Source organism: Actinotignum sanguinis (genome assembly GCF_003957255.1).
In the GTDB taxonomy this organism is placed as follows: domain Bacteria; phylum Actinomycetota; class Actinomycetes; order Actinomycetales; family Actinomycetaceae; genus Actinotignum; species Actinotignum sanguinis.
Map to the genome: position 1 here is coordinate 1 of NZ_QDIE01000001.1, position 18,965 is coordinate 18,965.

An 18,965-nucleotide genomic window follows, 5' to 3' on the forward strand; every position below is an offset into this window, starting at 1 on the left:
AGGAAGGAACCGGTTAGTACGCCTAGTGATAAGCCCGTCGAGATTGATACCCATATCGATACCGAACACCCCTGGGAAGACGGTCTAAACATCCGTAAAGGCCAGATCGGGGGCTAACGACACGCCGTCATTAGACCCACTTTTTGTCTATTAACCCCTGTTGCAATGGTGCTTTACCGGTTTCAACATACGTTTCAACATACAGTTGCTCTTCACACAAAGAAGCCCGGTATCGTTTTTGGCTTGATACCGGGCTTTTTGTCGGGCTAGCGGGATTTGAACCCACGACCCCTTGACCCCCAGTCAAGTGCGCTACCAAACTGCGCCATAGCCCGAAGCGATAAGAAAACTTAGCGCTATCCCCGTTTCGATAACCTGATTTCTATATCGGGTCATCGCCACGTGGACCACATGAGATTACCTCATGAGCACAGAAAAATACAAATCCCAGAAGGTGACGTAGCCCGCTCTTTGCGCGGAGCTGCGATGCGCTCAGTTCCGGGCAATCACTGCGGAGCGATGCCTCCGAATCGCCTCAAGGGCGGATGGCCTCACTAGAGTTATCACCCCAAATCGTTATAGGATTGTTACCGATAAAGACGCGCCCGGGGGAGCAATCCAGGGCAGTGAAGGAGAAGTCATATGGCTGAACAATTTGACCCGAGGTCGGCCGCACCCGCACCTACGGAAACTTCTCGCTTCACCGCTATTGGTGCGCAACCTGATCAACCGGTGGCTGAACGGCATCTCAGCCCGCAAGAATGCACCGCTATTGATGCCCTCCCTGCCGGCTCCGCGCTCCTCATTGCACTCTCCGGCCCTAATTCCGGGGCTCGGTTCCTTCTTGATGGGGAAGTGACGAATGCAGGGCGTTCCCCGCGTGCCGATATTTTCCTTGACGATGTCACCGTTTCCCGTAAGCACGTTCAGTTCTTCCGCCGTGGTGATACTTTCCATGTGCGGGATTCCGGTTCTCTCAACGGCACCTACGTCAATCGGGAACGGGTGGATGATGCCGCGCTCCGCACCGGTGATGAGATCCAAATCGGAAAATTCCGGTTAACTTTCTACGCTTCGCGAGCCGGTGCGTGATACACAGGTGATATCTCGCGCTTCTACGGCCACGCCCGATTCTCCCTACCCGTCCACTTCCGCAACCCACCGTGTGCGGGCAGATGGTAGTCCGAGCACCTGGCCCCATGATCTCAGCCATGACCCGACCCTGCGGATCGGGGAGGTTCGCCGTGCCCTCACCGATGAATTCCCCATGCTCTCAGTCTCGAAAATCCGGCACTACGAATCCATTGGTCTTATCTCGCCTTATCGCACCGCTACTAATCAACGGCTCTTTTCCACCTCGGATACCGAGCGTCTGCGCTTCATCCTGAGGGAACAACGCGACCGCTTTCTACCTCTCGATCAAATCCGGGAGGAGCTGCGGCAGCTCGATGAGGGAATCATTGAGGCCCCGGGGCGCCCCGGGGGAATGCGCGCCGTCGCCGCACCGGAAGTGCGCCGCCCAAAACCGGGTGAACGTATTACCCAAGCCGAACTGGCCGATATGACCGGAGCGGCTCTGGGCACTATTGAGGAACTCGTAACCGCTGGCATCCTTGCTACCGATGCGCGGGGGCGCCTTTCCGCACAATCAGCGGATATTGTGCGCTACTGCGTGATGCTGCTGGAAGCCGGCTACGATCTGCGTCAGATTCGCAGCGTCAAGAATTCCGCGCACGCCCAGGCAGTGATGATTACCACTCAGCTGGCCACGGAACTCGCAAAGAAAACACCGGTCGCCTCCGAACGCGCTCTCAACCAGGCCGCCGAGGACGGCACCACTATCGCGCGGCTTTACGGCGCTCTTCTCACAGAAAATATCGAAGTGGAACTGCGCTAAATTACGTTCCGCCGCGGTACTCGAGGAGCGTGTTTTTGACCTCCGCTCACTGCACTCAGGCCAGCCCACACCCCGGTAAGCAGCCTTTTGCGCAAAAGTGAGCCACGTCAGGCAGACAGCACCGCCCACTCAGGAGTAGTGTGGCAGTACAACTTCATATCGATTGAACCGAACCCAGGTCATGCTGGGCACCTCAACTAGCAGGAGACAATTAATGTCAGGTTCTGTGGAAACCCAAGGTATCGACCTTGTTTCGCCCCGCGAAAGGTACGGTCGCCCCCGCGATCTTTTCTTCCTGTGGGCGGGCACAACCACTAATATTTTTACCGTGTCCTACGGCGCCATGCTGGTGCTACTCTATGGACTTTCATTTACGCAAGCGCTCGCCGTTATTGTGATCGGCAACGTTATCGCATATCCGCTTCTCGCGCTGACCTCCATTCAAGGGCCGCTAACCGGCACCACCACGATGACCATTTCGCGAGCATCGCTCGGTACTCGCGGTGCTCGTATTAATGGAGTTCTGTCCTGGCTGATGCTCATCGGCTTTGAAGCCGGGGGACTCATTCTCGTCTACTACGCCTGTGAAGCCCTTCTCGCTCGCGCAGGTATTGCGCTGGAGGGCGGCGGGCAGATCGCCGTCGTCGTTCTTCTCGCGGGTATTCAGCTTCTTCTTCCTCTTCTTGGCCACCGGATTCTCATGGCAGCACAAAAATACGCAACCATGATTTTCACGGTGGCTTTTATTGTGTTAGCGGCACTGATTATTCCGCAGGCCGCTCCGGGTGGCTCGGCGGGTACCGATTCACTTTTCACCCTGATTTCTGCAACCTCGCTCGTTATTGTTTCGGGTGGGCTTTCGTGGGCGCCAAGCGGAGCGAATTTCTCCCGCTACCTACCCGCTGATTCTTCGCCGCTCGCGGTGGGAACCTGGGCGGCGCTGGGCGGGTTTATTCCCTACGTGCTGCTCCAGAGCCTCGGGGCCGCGATGGCAACCGTGGCGGTTCCCGCCGAGGTGGAGCTTTCTAATCCTCTGGCTGTCCCGGCAATCCTCAGCCCGGCTTTCGCGGTGCCTTTCCTGGTTCTCGTTATGGTGGGTTTGCTGCTCCAAAACGGCACCAACCTCTATTCTTCCGGCCTGAATCTGCAGACTGCAGGTATTCACGTTCCGCGCATGGTTATCGTGTGCATCGATAGTCTCATTTGCGTGGCTATCTGTGTTTTCGCGATCCAGCAGGAAGCCTTCTATAGTCTCCTCAATGCTTTCGCCGCGTCGCTGAGCATTTGGCTGGCCCCCTGGGTGACCGTGTACCTGCTCGACTGGGTGGCCCGGCACGGTACCTACCACCTTTCCGGCCTCGCCATTGAATCGCACGGCCCGTACTGGGGGAGAGGCGGGGTGCGTTGGTCCGGAATGGCCGCGCTGCTGGGCGGCATGCTCTGCTCCGCACTTTTCACAAACTCCGGATACCTGGTGGGCCCGCTCACCCGGCTCCTCGTGGATGTGCCCGCCGCGGCACCAGATCTTTCGATTCCCGCCGGAGTGATTGCCTCCGCTGTGATTTACCTGGCGCTGCGCCCGGTGCGCGAACGCGAACGCGCTGCCCGCCGTGCCTTTATTACCGCTGCCTAATGGCCACACCATCATTCCCCGCCCAAACATCGTCATCATTTTTAGGAGAAACTCATGCCTCATCGTCAGCTTCTTGACGTCGCCTACGGACGCGCCCACGCCGACACCATTATTGACAACGGAATTCTTGTTAACGTTCTGACCGGGGAAACTTATCCGGCCTCCGTTGCCATCGCCTACGGGCGCGTGGCAGCGGTGGGGAACGTAGACGCGCAGCGCGGCCCGAATACCACCATTATTGATGCCGACGGCGCCTACCTGACCCCCGGGCTCATCGACGGGCATCAGCACATCGAATGCTCCAAACTTTCCGTAACCATGTTCGCGGATCTGGTATCCCGCTACGGAACAACCTCCGTTATTTCCGGTCTGGACCAGATCCTGGTATCCGCCGGCCTGGAAGGCGTGAAGGAGTTCCTGGCCGAAGCTGAAGAATCCTCCATGCGGGTATGGTGGGGCGCGCCCGCCAAAGCTCCCTACACGGTTCCCGAATCCACCGTGGGGCATCGCTTCGCGGTGGAAGACCACCGGAAAGTTCAGCGTATGCCCGAATGCGTGGGGCTGTGGGAAACCGTGCAGGAAATGGTGGAATACGGTGATGAAGAGGTTCTCACCGCGATGGACCTGGCTGAGGAAAATCGCCTGCACGCCTTCGGCTGCGCGCCGCTTGTGGATGCCCGCCGAGTAGCCGGATACGCAGCCTCGGGCGTGACGCTGTGTCACGAATCGTATTCCCCGGAAGAAGAGCTGGAGAAGATGCGTAACGGCATCAATATCCTTATCCGGGAATCCACCGCCGCCCCGATGCTCGCGGAAAACATTAAGCTCATCACCGAGATGGGTGCCCCGGCTCACCGGGTTGGTTTCTGCACCGATGATGTGACCGCCACCGACATTCTGGGCCGCGGTCACCTTGACTACGTGGTACGCCTCGCCATTGAGAAAGGGATCGATCCCGTCACCGCGATCCAGATGGCCACCATCAATACCGCGCGGATGTTCCAACTTGATGACCGCATCGGCGCCATTGCTCCGGGGCGCTTCGCCGATATTCTCTTTGTTGATTCCCTCGATGATTTCCGGCCCCGCACCGTCCTCAAGGGTGGGCGGATCGTGGCGCAGAACGGTGCCGCCGTGCAGGCCCCGCATGCCCCGCAGCGCACCGCCGCGGTCCTTGATACTTTCAAGCTCGCCCCGGTCAGCGCTGATCGCATTGCTGTTCCGGTTGCTGATTCTGCTACTTCCGCGCGGGTGCGCACCATCGTGCTCTCCAAGGACGTTGCTTTCAAGCGCCCCGGCGCTGAAGTGGAACTCAAGGTTGTGGACGGCAAGGTACAGCCCGATACCGCACAGGATGCCATTTATGTATGCGTAGCTGAACGCTACGGTAAAACCACGAATCTACCCGTTGCTTTCATTCAAGGCTTCGGTCTCAAGCGGGGAGCGATTGCCACCTCGGCGGCCCCCGATGATAACAACGTGGTATGTGCGGGTGTGAACCCGGAGGATATCGCGCTGGCGATCAATGAAGTGGCCCGCCTGGGCGGGGGACAGGTTGCGGTATGCGATGGCGAGGTCGTCGCCTCGCTGCCCCTCCCGGTAGGCGGCATTGTTGCCGACCTGGTTGCCGAAGATATGGCGGCCGCCGAAGCCAATATGGACCGGGCTGCCCGAGAAGTGCTGGGTGCGGATCTCGACTCGCCCTTTGGCCAGCTCATCTTCCTGTCGATCACCGCGATTCCCGATTGGGCGATCACCGATCTTGGCCTCATTGACTGCGTCAAATTTGACGTCGTCGACCCCGTTATTGCAGCGCGGTAACGTAGCGCGTACCCGCGAACGTGACCGCGCAGAAAGGAAAAATATGACCGCGATTTCGCCCTTCGTGCAGGGCTTGCCCAAAGTTGAGCTGCATCTGCATATTGAAGGTACCTTGGAACCCGATCTCAAATTCAAGCTCGCCGCGCGCAATGGCGTGGAGCTGCCTTACGCCAGCGAGGAGGAGGTGCGGGCCTCCTACCAATTCGATGACCTCGCCTCTTTCCTGGACGCGTATTACGAAGGCATGAGCGTGCTGCTCACCGCGGAGGATTTCTACGACCTCGCGATGGAGTATTTCCGTAAGGTAGCGCGCCAGAACGTCCGCTACGTGGAAATGTTCTTCGACCCGCAGGCACATACCTCGCGGGGCGTGGAATTCCATACCGTCATCTCCGGGCTGCGGCGCGCCCAGATTGAGGCGCGCGAACAGCTGGGGGTGGACAGCGCTCTGATTATGTGTTTCCTGCGGGATTTCCAGGCTGAATACGCCATGGCGACCCTGCTGGAATCCCTGCCTTACCGCCCTTGGATTATCGGCGTGGGGCTTGATTCGGACGAAACCGGCAACCCGCCCGCCAAGTTTGCGGCCGTCTTCGCCAAGGCCCGTGAGCTGGGCTATCAGCTGACGATGCACTGCGACGTCGATATTGCCGATTCGGCCGAGCATATTCGCCAGGTCCTCGAGGATGTGCGGGTAGATCGCGTGGATCACGGCACCAACGTGCTGGAAAAGCCTGAGTTGGTCGATTACATGGCTGAGCACGGGATCGGGCTCACCTCCTGCCCGATCTCCAATACCTGGGTATCCGACGGCTCCAAGGTGGGACTGCTCACCGAACTGGATAAACGCGGAGTCAAGGTCACTGTCAATTCGGATGACCCGGCCTACTTCGGTGGCTACATTGCGGAAAACTACCAGCGCGTGGTGGATGAAGCCGGGGTCGATGAGGAGACCCTCAAGCGTTTCGCGCGCAATGCGGTGGATATTTCCTGGGCGCCGGCCTCGCTCAAGGAACGCATCGCGGCGGAGATTGCGGCCTATAAGGGCTAGGTGAATTAAGCGCTGCGGCCGGTGCGCGGCACCTCGCGCGCACTAGCCTCAGTTGCCTCAATTTTCACAATAACATCGCATGTATCGTTTATCACATCGCGATGGGAACGACGGCGCCGGCCGCTTCTCGTGTGGGAGCGCGCCGGCGCCGCGGCCTTTAAGTGGCGGAAACTGGCCATTCTCAGGGATGAATGCGGTAGGCTAGGGGAGTGCTGCGGGGCGCAATGCCATGGCAACAAACCCTAAAGCTCAAGTTGAGCTTTAGACACGCCGCGCCGGGCGCTGACCTGCCGCGCGGCCTGCTATATCGTGGTAGCTAACACTGGCAACCGGCCAGAATCCACGCTGCGAAACGGAGAGACTATGAGCGACGCGACTGCCAAGGACGCGACGTATCGGCGTACCCAACCGATGCTCTTCGGCGATCCTCTTCCCGAGCTTGACGCCGAAACCGGCTACCGCGGTCCGATCGCCTGCAAGGCTGCAGGTATCACTTACCGCCAACTCGATTACTGGGATCGCACCGGTCTTGTTTCGCCTACCGTGCAGAACGCTTCGGGCTCCGGCAGCCAGCGTCTCTACTCTTTTAAGGACATTTTGGTCCTGAAGGTGGTCAAGCGCCTGTTAGATACCGGGGTGTCGCTCCAGCAGATTCGGGTTGCAATTGCGCAGCTCAAGGATCGTGGCGTGGAAGACCTGGCCGGCATCACCCTCATGTCCGACGGCGCTTCGGTCTACGAATGCACGTCCGATGATGAAGTCATTGATCTGGTCAAGGGCGGCCAGGCCGTTTTCGGCATCGCAGTTGGTCGTGTCTGGCGTGAAATCCAGGGTTCGCTTTCCGAGCTTCCTACCGAACGTGCTGAAGAAGACGTAGTGGATGAACTGGCGCAGCGGCGGGCCGCGAAGCGCCGCCGCGGTGCGTAGCGGCAACTCTATTCTTCTCGCGAATCCCTATAAAATTTCATACGCTCAAAGAAATCCCGGTTACCTTTCCTGCCTGAGCAGTGAGGTAACCGGGATCTTTAGTGGGCTATAAGTACCCTGCCGGCGCTACTTTAGCGGCGCACAGCCGGGGTATCCGTTCCGTTACCATCCCAGTCTCCGAGGAAGACCGCGTCAGCGTGGCGCCCGTAGGCAAGAGTCGCTTCAGCATCTCCTCCGGTGAGGTGGTTGGTGATGTGGAAGGTGTTGCCGCGGCGCACCGCGAAAGTATCCTTCCCATCCCCGTCGAAATCACCCACGAGGACTTCATCGCCGGCGCGGCCGTAGGAGAATACCTGCTCGGCATTCCCGCCCACGAGCGAGTTCTGGACAAAGAAGGTGTTACCGCGGCGCACCGCGAAAGTATCCTTCCCATCCCCGTCGAAATCACCCACGAGGACTTCATCGCCGGCACGCCCGTAAGAGAACACTGCCGAGGCAACGGTTGCCGTCCAATTATTGGAGACGAAGAAGGTGTTGCCGTGCGAAGCCGGGGGAGTGGCCGGCTTGCTCGGCTCCTCGCTGGGTTCCGGCTCTGCGCTCGGTGTCGGCGCGGGCGCGGTCGGCTCCGGCTTCTCACTGGGCACCGGGGCCGGAGGTTCTTCCGTCGGCTCTGCGCTCGGTGTCGGCGCGGGCGCGGGAGTCGTAGGCGCGGGGGCAGGAGCGGTCGGCTCGACCGTGGGCTCCACCGACGGCGTCGGCGCGGGGGCCTGGGTCGTTGGCGTCGGGGCCGGAGTCGTTGGATCGATACTCGGGCTCGGCGCGGGGGCCGGGGTTGTCGGGGCGACGGTCGGCTCCGGCTTCTCGCTCGGGGTCGGCTCCGGTGTGGGAGACGGCTGCGACGTCGTGCATTCCTTGACGCAGAAGGGCGCTGTCACGAAGGTTTCTTCGCTGGCGCTGCGGGTGAATCCGGGAAGAGTGTCACCGGTCGGCTCAGTTGTTCCTGCACCGGTACCCTTCACGACCCGCAACTCAAAGACATAGCGACCCGGGGCAGCCGCGGTGCGCGTCGTCGCCGAGGCGGATTCGAGGTAGGTACCGTCCCAGGCGAAGCGCCCCAGATCGGTACGCCCCACACCGTCCTCGCTATGCACCACGTTATTTTCCGAGACCGGGGCGCCCTTTGAGCCATCCTCATTCGCGTGGAAGACCCGAATCTCAAGCTTCTGCACGGGGGAATCGATATGGTATTCCACTACCGGAACCGCGCCGTTGGCGTAGTCCATGGCGTAGGCAAAGAGCTCAGAATTGGGGGCATTGGAGTACTGCGCACCCTTATCCAGGCACTCGCCCTTGTAGATGGTGGCCGGGTTGGGGCACGCAATGAGCTTCGTTAGCGAGGGCGGATCGTAGGCGAGCAGATTCGCCAGATCCGGGCGCCTCTGAGCGATATCCGGCCGAATATCCTTGACCTTCCACGTGGTGTGGAGGAATTGCAAGGCGTTTTCGTAATCGCCCTTGAGACCCGCGAAGGGCACCTGGTAGGTGGAATTATCATCGCCGTGGGCCACCACGTACCCGCCGTAGATCGTACCCTCGGGCACGTTCGTCGGATCGGTGACGGACACCTGTACCTGGGCGTCCGCCCCGGGCTGCACCGTTACCTGCGCGGGGCTAATCGCCACCTGCGCATCGGTCCCGTTGTAGCTCGTGAAACGATCATGCGGCCCGCTGGTGGCGCGCACGTGGGTATCCGCCGTGAAAGTGTAGGTGACAGGAGCTGCCGCAGCGTTGTGCACGGTGAGCGTCGTCGTTTCCTGCACGTCAGAATCGCCCAGGGAAATCTTGGCGGGCGTGAACGCGGTGGGGCTCCCACCACCATTCGTACCCGGTTCCGTGACCGCGGTCAGGGCCGCAGGAAGGTTGACGAGCCCAGCACCCTGGCGGTGCGTGGCGAGCTTCGGGGAATCCGCGCTGCCGTCCACCGTCACCAGATCAGCGGTGTTCTGCAAAGCCGCGCGCACCTGCGCCGGCGTGAGCTTCGGGTTAGCTTGGAGGAGCAGAGCCACGCTCCCGGCCACGTGCGGGGCCGCCATCGAGGTACCGGAAATCGTCTTCCACGAGGGCGTCACCTCATCATCGACCGGCCACGCAGAATAGATATTGCCACCCGGGGCGACCACATCGGGTTTGAGCTGGAGATCCGCAGCCAGGCCCCAGGAGGAAAAATCGGAAATCTTCCCGCCGGTGGGGGAGGCGGTCACTCGCTTCGCGTCCGTCCATTCGAGGCTGGCGTTTCCGGCAGCTACGGCCTCTTCGAAGCGCTCGCCCTGTTCTTGGGTGACCGCGATGACCGGAATGGTCACGGCCGGGCTTCCGGCGATGGTTGCGTTGAGGCTCCCGGGTTGGTTGTTGTAGATAATGACCGCGGCGGCGCCGTCGTCCTGCGCGGCGCGCGCCTTCTGGTAGAAGGTCGAGGTGCCGCGGGAGATAAGCACTGCTTTCCCGGTAAACGGTGTTCCGGGCAGATCAACAGCGCCGGTTTTTTGCCCTTCGGGATAGGCGACGACGTCGAGACTACCCGCCGTGGGTACCGCCGGCGATTCCGTGACATTATCAAATCCCTCGGGCGCGCCGTTGAACATAAATACCGGGCGCAGCACGTGGGTATTGTCCACGGAGCCCACCGCGATAACCGAGGGGCCTACCGCCGGAGCACTACCGGAGAAAATACCTTTCGCACCGGAATTACCCTGCGAGGCCGTCACCACCACACCGGCCGCAACGAGGTTTTCCGAAGCCACCGCGGTGGGGTAGTTGGGCCAGGTGGCGAAAGCCGCGCCGATAGACATATTAACCACGTCCATCTTGTCGCGCTGGGCGCGTTCGAGAGCGGAAAGAATGACCTCGGAGCTGGTGGAACCCGTGCATCCGAATACTCGGTAAGCACCGATTACAGCATCGGGAGCCACGCCCTTGAACTTGCTTTCCGGGTCATTACCTGCGGCGATACCGGCAACGTGCGAGCCGTGCCCGCCGCCGGCCCCGCAATCATCGGGAAGAGTGTCCGGGTGGGGGACCGGCTGGAAATTCGGATCGCTGCGATCCGTATTGAAGGAGTCGCCCACGAAATCGTAACCGGTCACGATCTTCTCATTGGGGAAAGCGCGCTCGCCCTTGACGCCGTTCCCACCGAAAGCGGGGTGATCAATGGCCACGCCGGAATCGATAATTCCCACGCGCACGCCCTTGCCGGTGACGCCGAATTCTTCATTGGCCACGCTCGCGCCGGTCATCTCCCGCGCGGAATACATATCGGGAGTTTCGCCCGGGCGGTTAATTTCCGCATTCGAGTCCACCTCGGCGGGACGTTCCACCGTGAGGACCGGGTAAACACCGATAACATTAGCGTCGTTGACGTAGCGCGCCAGTTCCACCGAATCGGCTTCGACGGTCACGCCATTCCAGACATGCTGGTAGGAGGTGTCCACCTCGCCACCGTCATCTTCGACCGTCTGGGTGAATTCGCGCTGCTCGCCCGCGATGCGGGCGGAGGAACCACCGCGAATAAGAGGTTCGCTCTTAAGCTCAATAAACCATTTCCCGGTGAAATTTGGATCACTTTCCGCTGCGGCGACGGTGGCGCGGATGTCGAGGGGTGCCTGCCCATCCGATTCCGTGGCCGCCGCGGTTGCGGGAGCGAGGGCGCCGCCGATGAGTGCGGCACAGGCCCAGGTGACGCTAAATCGGCGCCAGCGTGGTTGCTCAGCCATACATATCCTTCCTGATAGCTGGCCGCCGGCCCGAACAGAGAGATATGCGCCCAGGTCAACGGCATGCCAGCAATTTTGCCGAATATCTTAAATAATCAAAACTGACAGTCCAGAGTGTGAACGACAGGCATGGGTGAAGAAGGGACAAGGTCAAAGTACGGCGAAAAAGTACGGGGAAGGGGCTTGCTACCAGGAGCCGATCCAGCGGCCCGCCGTTCGCGCCCCCATGAATTCGTTTTGACATAATGTACATTATCGGCAAGTAGCGCCGGGGAGCCAGATTCCCGTCCAGCCCCTCTTTCACGCATGACCGCACCGTTTTCCAGAGCGCAACCGCAGGCGTACGCGGCGTCGTCGTTAATATAGAAACAGCGAAACGATATGCGGGCTTGCCGGCCCGCGAGGAAGGATAGCACTATGGCTGAACGTTCCTTGCGCGGAATGCGCATCGGAGCCAATTCACTCGAGACCGATGACAACGTGGTATTCGTGGATCGCCAGCAGGTGAAATACCGCTGCACGAACGGCCACGAATTCGGGGTTGCCATGGCGGTGGACGCCGAAGTGCCTACCGCGTGGACGTGCCGCTGCGGCGTGGAAGCCGAACTTATCGAAGGTGAAGGCGTGGACGACCGCAAGCCGCCCAAGCCGGTGCGCACCCACTGGGATATGCTCATGGAACGCCGTAACGAAGATGAGCTCAAGGTGCTGCTGGAGGAACGCCTCGAGCTACTGCGTGAAGGTAAGCTGCGCTTGCGGCGGAACCGCTAATCGCCACCGTCAATCACGCGGCGCTCAATGCCGCGGCCGGCGCAGGTGTGCGGCAGCTCGTTTCGCGGCATCGCGTAGCTGCCTCCCCCGCCGCGTGACGCCCATCACCGTGGTGCGCTTCAGCGATTCGGTGAATACCGAACCGGAGAGCTTCGACTCCCCCGCCTCGCGCTCTGAAAAAGTGATGGGCATTTCAACGATATGGCCGCCGCTGCGCGCCACATGGTCGGTCATATCCGTCTGGAAGAAGTAGCCGCGTGCTTCCACGGAATCCAGGTTGAGCTTCTCCAGCATATCTGTGCGGTACACGCGGTAGCCAGCGGTGGCATCACGTACCGGCAGCCCGAGCATCCCTTGAATATAAAGGTTCCCTAGCCGCGAGAGCGCTTCGCGCGGCTTGGACCAGCCATCAATTTTCCCGCCCCGCACGTAGCGCGAACCGATGACCAGATCCGGCCGATCAGACATCGCGGCGCGCTCCAGCAGCAGCGGCAACTGTTCAGGATGGTGGGAACCATCCGCGTCCATCTCCACCACATGACTGTATCCGTGCTCAAGTGCCCAGCCGAAAGCCGCGATATAGGCACGCCCGAGACCATCTTTTTCGGTGCGGTGCAGCACGTGAATCTGCTCATCACGCCCGGAAAGTTCCTCGGCGATATCCCCGGTACCGTCCGGAGAATTATCGTCAACAACCAGGATATCCGCGGCGGGCACCGCCCGGCGGGCCCGCTCGATAATACGCGGAAGATTCTCCGCCTCGTTGTACGTGGGAATCGTGATGAGAACGTGCACGACTAACCTTTCTTCCAGCGCAGCCTTGCGTACCACACCCATGCTATACCGCCGACCGCTGCCGCCGCACCGAGAACCCCGTCCCGGTAGTACGGATAGAAACGCGCTGCCGGAGTGAGACCTTCGTGGAGGGCCACCGTGGTGGTATGCACTGCTTGCGTCCACGCTTCGGTGCGTTCACGTACCGCGCCATTTGTTTCGACGACGCCGGAAACTCCCACGGTGGAAACCTGGAGCGCAATACGCTGGTATTCCACCGCCCGGAAACGGACCATATCGAATTGTTGGGCAGATTCGGCGCTATCCCCAAAAGAGGCGTTATTGGTGGCGACCACGTAGAGCTGGGCACCCTGGCGGATCGCCTCGGAGCCCACATCTCCAAGCGCCACTTCGAAACAAATCGGGGTGGCTAGGCGCACGGTGGTGCTCTTAGCTCCCGCAGTACTGTTGTGGCCACCGGCACCGCTCTCCCCCATCGGGATGTCAAGAACCGCAGGTTTCGTACCGGCCCGCATATCAACGGAGACCAGATCAACCGCGGAGCTAAACTTTCGGAAGAAATCTCGATAGGGCATATATTCCCCGAAGGGAACCGGGTGCTGCTTACTGTATACAGCGTTTACCTCTCCCCCGGTCTCGTTGGGAAGATAAACAACAAGATCATTGGTTCGGCTCATCGCCTGTCCCGAAGCATCACGCTCGTAAGATTGGGTTCCCAAGAGCAGCGGAACACCCAGGTAGTTCGAGGTCTCGCTCACGAGAGCCCGAGCGCGGTGATGCTCGCGAATATCGTGATCGGAGGCGGATTCCGGCCATACCACCAGGTCTACCTCCTCCGGGTTGATTTCCCGGGTTGCTTGGCTGAGATTCTCGGTGACTGTCAGGGCCTGATCACGCCCGTCCGGAAGGCTACCCGCCCGCGGCACGATCCCCTGCACATAGCCCAGGCGTAGCGTACCGGTGGGAGGGGTGGCGGGAAGAGGAAGTGCCCAGGGGAAAGCGAAGAGCAGCGCGGCGCTGAGCGCCAGAGCGGCCCCCACAAAAAGCCGACCGCTGCGCACTCGAATGAAGGCCAGGCTGAGGGCTGCCCCGCATATCACGACGGCGGCGGAGACCAGCATGGTGGAACCCCAGGGTGCCAGGCGCACTAGCGGGCTATCTACCTGGGAAAAGGCGAGGGTTCCCCAGGCGATGCCGCCGAAAGGCCACAGGGAGCGAGCCAGTTCGGCGCCCGTCCACACCAGGGCTACCGCGGGGAGGAATAGCAGCGGGCAACGAGTCCAACGCGCCTGGCTCATGGCGCTCCAGGTTGCCACCACCACTCCGGTAAACAGTGCTTGCGACAGAGCGAGAGCGAGTTGGGGTATGAGATCCCCGGAGGCTTCTCCGGCCCAGGAAAAATGCAAGGAGAAAAATATGCATCCGGTAAGAACTCCGTAGGCGAAACCAGCGCTCGGGTGACAGGAGGCCGCAACGAGGAGAAGTAGCGCAATACTCACCGGCGCGAGGATGCCGTAGCTCAGGGGCGGGAAGGAGGCAAAGAGCCCAAGACCTGCCAGAACCACGCCGCACAGCCGCAAGAGAACACCGCTCACATAAGCTCCGATCGCCGCATGAGGTCACGGGCCTGACGTGCGATATCGCTCAGCCAGGTACCCTCGGTGGCCACCGTGACCTGCCCGAGGACATCGATAATGCGGCGGGCCGCGGAAATGAAATCCCCGGCGGTCATCCGGGCAGATTCCAGGCACGCCTCCAAGCCCACTCCCCTAGCCCAGGCTGCGAAAACATCCGCGCAGCCCGGGCTCAGATCCGGGGTGCGCGTAATCCCATGCTGATATTCCAGGGATTGCAGGTACTGCACCTCGGCGCGGGCGACCCGCGCCGCATCAAAGAGCCGAGTATCGCGCGGTAGGGCAGTCCCCAAGCGATCATCGGCCAAAAACATGGACACCCATCCGGCCAGGGCCGATCCGTCCAGTCCGCCCTCCGGCAGCTGCGCCAAGCACTGGTACATGAGCAGATCAGCCTCTGTATGCAGTTCGCGCAATTGCGCGGCTCCCGGGCCCATGCGGATGGAGTCATCGTCGCCCTGGAGCACCCCGACCTCGCGTAATACCGCGGCGGTGGCATCAAATTCCCGCCCGGCCGAATCGGTGAAAGCCGCGATACGCTGATCGAGTTCCTCGATGCGGTGGTGGAGCGAGATCCACGTTTGGGCCTCATCGAGATGGGTATACAGGTGCGGGCAGGAAGAAACCGGATGCGCGGCTACTGCGGGATCGCGCGGGGTGGCGAAACGCGCCCAGGATGCCAGCAGGTCCCGGTCGATTCCCAGATCTGCGCGTCCCCCCACCAGATTGAGAATGTCGTCGGCGATGTGCTCGCGCACCTCCGTCTTTTTGGTAGACATTCCGAAAGGTACCGTGACCGGGCCGATCTCACGCATTTCCGAGGCGAGAGAATCTTCATCAAGCCAAGCCAGGTTCCCGAACCAATCGATAATGCGCACTCGCTCCGGGGCTGCGGAGAGCACCAGGGCGTAGGACAGCTCGGTACCTCTCGCGTAAGCGTACACATAGCCCTGGCGCACCGCCGCGAAGCTATTCGCAATACGCTCCCGGTAGCGCCGTTTCGCGGCTTTGCGTTCGGCTTTCGCGGCCCGCCCGGCATTCCCGCGCAGCCGCAGGTAGTCAAGCAGATCCCCGCGTGAGCAGCGCAGGCGGCTTTCCTCGGTCTCCACCCGGCGTTGAATCCGGGCGCGCCGCGCCGCCAGTCCCCCCAGCTCCGCATTGCGTTGGAATTGCGCGAAAGAACGCCCCATAAGATCCCGGGCCGCCGCGTAGCTCATCCGAGCCAGCAGATTCGTTACCGTGTTATAGGACGGCTGGAAAGCTGATATCAAGGGCTCCACCCGCCCCGAAGCCAGATCGGCCAGATGCTCCGGATCGGTATCCGCATCGGCTACCACCACTCCGTAGCCCACGTTATCGCGCCCGCGCCGCCCAGCACGCCCGATGAGCTGGGTGTATTCGGTGGCGCTCAGGTCCACAAAACCGTGGCCGTCCCAGCGCTGGAGTTCCTCGAGGACCACGGTGCGCACCGGCATATCGATGCCGAGGGCCAAAGTACCGGTCGCGTAGACGATACTGAGGAGCCCACGTTCCATGAGACGTTCAGTCAGCTCTTTGATAGCGGGGAAAACCCCGGCGTGGTGAGCTCCGTATCCGCGTTCCAGCGCCGCGGCGGCCCGCTCAAAATGCACGGCACGCCGATCCGATTCCGTGAGTGTTTCGCGCAGCGCCGCGACCTCCTTAGCGATCTCGGCGCGCTGCTCCCGGGTGGTGAGGACCTCATTATGGCGCAGTAGTGCCTCAACCGCTTTATCGCAGCCTTTGCGGGAAAAAATGAATTCAATCGCCGGGAGCATACGCCGCTCGCCGAGTTTGTCGATGATGGCACGGCGCTCGCGATCCGAGACGCGTTTCTTGCGTTCCGCACTGCGCCGGCCCAGCGCGTTGACCAGCGCCGGATCAGGATCCACAGTACCCGCACGGTAGAGCGGGAAGAGCTTGCGGCCCACATTGACGTATTGCGCGAGCGGAACGGGGCGTTTTGTCGATACGACGACGTCCGTTGCCCCGCGCACCGACCGCATCCACGCTGCAAGTTCCTCGGTATTGGCCACCGTGGCCGATAGCGCAGCCAAACGCACATGCTCAGGGAGCGACAAAATTGTTTCTTCCCATACCGGCCCGCGGTCAGGATCCGCCAAAAAATGCACTTCGTCCAGAACTGCGTAGCCGACGTCACGGATATCAGGGGATTCGTGCAGCAGCATATTACGCAACACTTCGGTGGTCACCACCAAAATCTGCGCCTCGCGATTAATGCTCTGGTCGCCGGTGAGCAGACCCACCTGCTCCGCACCGATCTGCCGGGACAGTTCGGCGTACTTTTGGTTGGAGAGCGCTTTAATCGGCGCGGTATAGATACATTTTTTCGACGACGCTAAAGCCAGATACACCGCGTAATGGGCCACCACTGTTTTCCCCGAACCGGTGGGAGCACAGACCAGCACATCATGGCCGCGCCCGAGAGCCGCGCAGGCTTCCAGCTGGAAATCATCGAGGTGGATACCGCGGCTAGCGTAGCTTTCCCGATAATCCTCGAGTAGCAGATCGGTCATCGCTCCCCTTCCGGTGCACTTTCATCGCTCACGCACGCAGCGGCGTCGTCGCCCTTCTGGGCGCGCAAGCGCGCGCAATACCGCCCTACCGCGCGCGCAACCGCCGGCGGTTCCAATGCGATCACGTCGTCAATTTGCACGAGGAGGGAAACGAGCCAGGAAAGTGAGCGCGCCCGAACCTCAATGGTGAGCAGTTCCGCGCCGCCCGGCGCTGCCGCGGTGCCACATTCCTCATCCGCTTCGCGCACCCGCGCGCCGGGGAGGGTTTCGGCCACCCAGCGTGAGGCTCCGGTCACGGTGATCCGCACCTGCGTGCCGCGCGGTTCCCAGGTATCCTCCCCGCGGGTGCGCTGCACTTTCTCGCTTTTCTCTACCTCGACGAGGGCTTTGCGAGCTGCCGCGCGTTCCGATCGGCTGAGCTTCGCCCCGGGACGGGCCGCCGTTATGCGGTCCAGGCGGAAATGCCGCAGGCCCTGCGCGGTGAGGGCGCGTAGTAGCGGAGCGTCACCGGCCAGGATAACGAGGGGAATAACGTGTTCGTGCCCGGCCTTCGCATGTGCAAACGGCTCGGCCACCGCGCGTTCGTAGTTGAAGTCAAGGTAGCAGCCGCCTTGGAGTGCGGCGTGCACGGCCTCCATAGTGGCGGCATCCGCTGCCGGGCGGGTGGGTGGCCAGAGGGCACCTTCGTATCCGGCTTCGCGCACCGCCTCCCCCAGTGCGTTGCGCGTGGCGGTGAGGGTTGTGGCAGCCGGGCCGGGAGCGGTCACATCCCGGGCGGCATCGAGCAGAGCAGCTACCACCATCGCATCGTCCAACGTGAAAGGAATAACCGGATCATCTGTCATGGACCGCAGGTAGACGCGACTCTCCGGCCCGCCCGCGGTATCCGACTCCGCCACGCGCCCCGCGGAAGCGGCACGTTCAGGGAGCTCCAATTCGAAGGGGATATCGAAATCGGCGGTTTCCGCGAGGTTAGCATCCCAAAGATAGTCGAGGGTGCGCTTCCAGGAGGGGAACTGGAAATGGGCGGTCAGCTCAGCCAAACTCGCACCCTCGGGGCGTTCATGCAGGTAGAGCAGCATCCCTAGAGTGGTAACAATATCGGTACTCATCGAGTTTCCCCCTCCCCCGGCCCGGCAGCTTCGCCCAGGTTAATGAGATTCTCTACACGGCGGTCCCATTCCTCACGCAGCTCACCGGGTGCAGCGAGGCGCACATCCACCCCGTAAAAAGCAAGATATTCGAAAATGCGATTAAGGCCCACGGTGGAGAATCGGTAGGCCGACCATCCCGCTGGGGCCGGCGCCTGCGCGCGGCTGAGTTTTTCCCCGCGGGCGGTAAGCGCCGCGGCGGCACCGTCGCGAATATGAAGAATAATATCGACATCGAAGTGGTCACCGCCTACTTCCCCCCGTGGGAACTCGCATGGCTCACCTACGCTGAGAGTTCCGGCGATCACGCGACCGAGGCGGAAAGTTCGCTCATCCCACGGGCCGAACGCCTCGCCGCGCCCCGCCCGCGAACGCGCCAGCCCGGAAACATAGAACATTCCGTAGTGTTCGGAGAAGTTCCACGGCTCGACTTCATAATGTTTGACCAGCCCAGGGCCGCGGCGGTAATCGAAGCGGACCCGGCGGCGGTACTGGAGGGCACGCGCCACCACCCGCGCGGCCGCACCACCCGGAATCCTAACCCGCAGGTGGGTGGGGACTGCGGCGTCGCCGTTTTCCGGCGGCGCTACCGCGAGCAGTTTCGCCACCCCCAGGCGTGCCGATTCACCTTGGGGATCGCCCGCCTCGATACTAGCGCGCAGAGCGTGGAGCACACCGGCCCCAATTCCGGTCACCCGCGCGAGTACCGGAGCGGTCGAATCGTAAGAATAACGCCAGCGATCATCGAAAATAACGGGATACCCGGCTTCCCGCAGCTCATCAATATCGCGTTGGAAGGTGCGCAGATCGATTCCGGCTTCGGCGTAGGCCGGGATTCGCTCCATGAGTTCCGCCGCGGTAAGGAAACTACCGCGGCGAATCGTGTGGAGGAGCGCGAGCTGACGTTCGCGGCGCCGGCGTGTCTCTTTCTGCTTCACGATCCCAGCCTAGCCGACGGTA

General features: G+C 61.4%; 13 protein-coding genes and 1 tRNA gene. 7 read left to right on the forward strand and 7 right to left on the reverse strand.

Going from position 1 to position 18,965, the window contains the following annotated elements; translation table 11 throughout:
- Nucleotides 1–261: 261 nt before the first annotated feature.
- A tRNA-Pro gene (locus tag DDD64_RS00005) sits at nucleotides 262–335 on the reverse strand.
- A gap of 307 nt (nucleotides 336–642) precedes the next feature.
- Here DDD64_RS00005 and DDD64_RS00010 point away from each other — a divergent pair.
- From DDD64_RS00010 to DDD64_RS00035, 6 genes are all read left to right on the forward strand, one after another.
- Nucleotides 643–1,092 (forward strand): FHA domain-containing protein, encoded by a 450-nt coding sequence (locus DDD64_RS00010; RefSeq protein ID WP_126134457.1) that lies wholly within the window; start codon nucleotides 643–645, stop codon nucleotides 1,090–1,092.
- 73 nt (nucleotides 1,093–1,165) lie between these two features.
- Nucleotides 1,166–1,897, forward strand: a complete 732-nt coding sequence (gene ftsR / locus DDD64_RS00015; protein WP_126134561.1) for a transcriptional regulator FtsR — start codon at nucleotides 1,166–1,168, stop codon at nucleotides 1,895–1,897.
- A 214-nt stretch (nucleotides 1,898–2,111) separates the two neighbouring features.
- Complete coding sequence (locus DDD64_RS00020; protein ID WP_126134458.1) at nucleotides 2,112–3,530, forward strand: purine-cytosine permease family protein; 1,419 nt, start codon at nucleotides 2,112–2,114, stop codon at nucleotides 3,528–3,530.
- A 54-nt stretch (nucleotides 3,531–3,584) separates the two neighbouring features.
- Nucleotides 3,585–5,351, forward strand: coding sequence for an adenine deaminase C-terminal domain-containing protein (locus DDD64_RS00025; protein ID WP_126134459.1), 1,767 nt, complete (start codon nucleotides 3,585–3,587; stop codon nucleotides 5,349–5,351).
- Nucleotides 5,352–5,394: 43 nt separating this feature from the next.
- Nucleotides 5,395–6,402, forward strand: a complete 1,008-nt coding sequence (gene add, locus DDD64_RS00030) for an adenosine deaminase (RefSeq protein ID WP_126134460.1) — start codon at nucleotides 5,395–5,397, stop codon at nucleotides 6,400–6,402.
- Between the two features lie 363 nt (nucleotides 6,403–6,765).
- The gene (locus tag DDD64_RS00035) at nucleotides 6,766–7,329 is read left to right on the forward strand and encodes a MerR family transcriptional regulator (protein WP_206435353.1); all 564 of its coding nucleotides are present in this window, start codon (nucleotides 6,766–6,768) and stop codon (nucleotides 7,327–7,329) included.
- 131 nt (nucleotides 7,330–7,460) lie between these two features.
- Here the strand turns inward: DDD64_RS00035 and DDD64_RS00040 are convergent, their stop codons facing one another.
- On the reverse strand, nucleotides 7,461–11,099 hold the full coding sequence (locus DDD64_RS00040; protein WP_126134461.1) for a S8 family serine peptidase: 3,639 nt from the start codon (nucleotides 11,097–11,099) through the stop codon (nucleotides 7,461–7,463).
- 417 nt (nucleotides 11,100–11,516) lie between these two features.
- On the opposite strand from DDD64_RS00040, the gene DDD64_RS00045 reads away from it, so the two are divergent.
- Nucleotides 11,517–11,870: an RNA polymerase-binding protein RbpA gene (locus DDD64_RS00045; RefSeq protein ID WP_126134462.1), complete on the forward strand. Its 354-nt coding sequence runs from the start codon at nucleotides 11,517–11,519 to the stop codon at nucleotides 11,868–11,870.
- A gap of 24 nt (nucleotides 11,871–11,894) precedes the next feature.
- On the opposite strand, the gene DDD64_RS00050 is transcribed toward DDD64_RS00045, so the two are convergent.
- The 5 genes from DDD64_RS00050 to DDD64_RS00070 are packed head-to-tail and all read right to left on the reverse strand — an operon-like array spanning nucleotide 11,895 to nucleotide 18,943.
- Nucleotides 11,895–12,665 (reverse strand): polyprenol monophosphomannose synthase, encoded by a 771-nt coding sequence (locus tag DDD64_RS00050; RefSeq protein ID WP_164545848.1) that lies wholly within the window; start codon nucleotides 12,663–12,665, stop codon nucleotides 11,895–11,897.
- Between the two features lie 2 nt (nucleotides 12,666–12,667).
- Nucleotides 12,668–14,260 carry an apolipoprotein N-acyltransferase gene (gene lnt / locus DDD64_RS00055; RefSeq protein ID WP_164545849.1) on the reverse strand — a complete coding sequence of 531 codons (1,593 nt, stop codon included), beginning with the start codon at nucleotides 14,258–14,260 and terminating at the stop codon, nucleotides 12,668–12,670.
- Nucleotides 14,257–16,854 carry a DEAD/DEAH box helicase gene (locus DDD64_RS00060; RefSeq protein WP_126134465.1) on the reverse strand — a complete coding sequence of 866 codons (2,598 nt, stop codon included), beginning with the start codon at nucleotides 16,852–16,854 and terminating at the stop codon, nucleotides 14,257–14,259. Before DDD64_RS00060 ends, lnt begins: the two co-directional genes overlap by 4 nt.
- Nucleotides 16,851–17,966 carry a helix-turn-helix transcriptional regulator gene (locus DDD64_RS00065; RefSeq protein WP_126134466.1) on the reverse strand — a complete coding sequence of 372 codons (1,116 nt, stop codon included), beginning with the start codon at nucleotides 17,964–17,966 and terminating at the stop codon, nucleotides 16,851–16,853. The genes DDD64_RS00060 and DDD64_RS00065 overlap by 4 nt, the downstream gene beginning before the upstream one ends.
- Nucleotides 17,963–18,943 carry a helix-turn-helix transcriptional regulator gene (locus DDD64_RS00070; RefSeq protein WP_126134467.1) on the reverse strand — a complete coding sequence of 327 codons (981 nt, stop codon included), beginning with the start codon at nucleotides 18,941–18,943 and terminating at the stop codon, nucleotides 17,963–17,965. Before DDD64_RS00070 ends, DDD64_RS00065 begins: the two co-directional genes overlap by 4 nt.
- Nucleotides 18,944–18,965: the final 22 nt, after the last annotated feature.

Coding starts and splice junctions, on each gene's coding strand:
- DDD64_RS00010 (WP_126134457.1), top strand. CDS start 643: ATGGCTGAACAATTTGACCCGAGGTCGGCCGCACCCGCACCTACGGAA.
- DDD64_RS00020 (WP_126134458.1), top strand. CDS start 2,112: ATGTCAGGTTCTGTGGAAACCCAAGGTATCGACCTTGTTTCGCCCCGC.
- DDD64_RS00025 (WP_126134459.1), top strand. CDS start 3,585: ATGCCTCATCGTCAGCTTCTTGACGTCGCCTACGGACGCGCCCACGCC.
- add (WP_126134460.1), top strand. CDS start 5,395: ATGACCGCGATTTCGCCCTTCGTGCAGGGCTTGCCCAAAGTTGAGCTG.
- DDD64_RS00035 (WP_206435353.1), top strand. CDS start 6,766: ATGAGCGACGCGACTGCCAAGGACGCGACGTATCGGCGTACCCAACCG.
- DDD64_RS00040 (WP_126134461.1), bottom strand. CDS start 11,099: ATGGCTGAGCAACCACGCTGGCGCCGATTTAGCGTCACCTGGGCCTGT.
- DDD64_RS00045 (WP_126134462.1), top strand. CDS start 11,517: ATGGCTGAACGTTCCTTGCGCGGAATGCGCATCGGAGCCAATTCACTC.
- DDD64_RS00060 (WP_126134465.1), bottom strand. CDS start 16,854: ATGACCGATCTGCTACTCGAGGATTATCGGGAAAGCTACGCTAGCCGC.
- DDD64_RS00065 (WP_126134466.1), bottom strand. CDS start 17,966: ATGAGTACCGATATTGTTACCACTCTAGGGATGCTGCTCTACCTGCAT.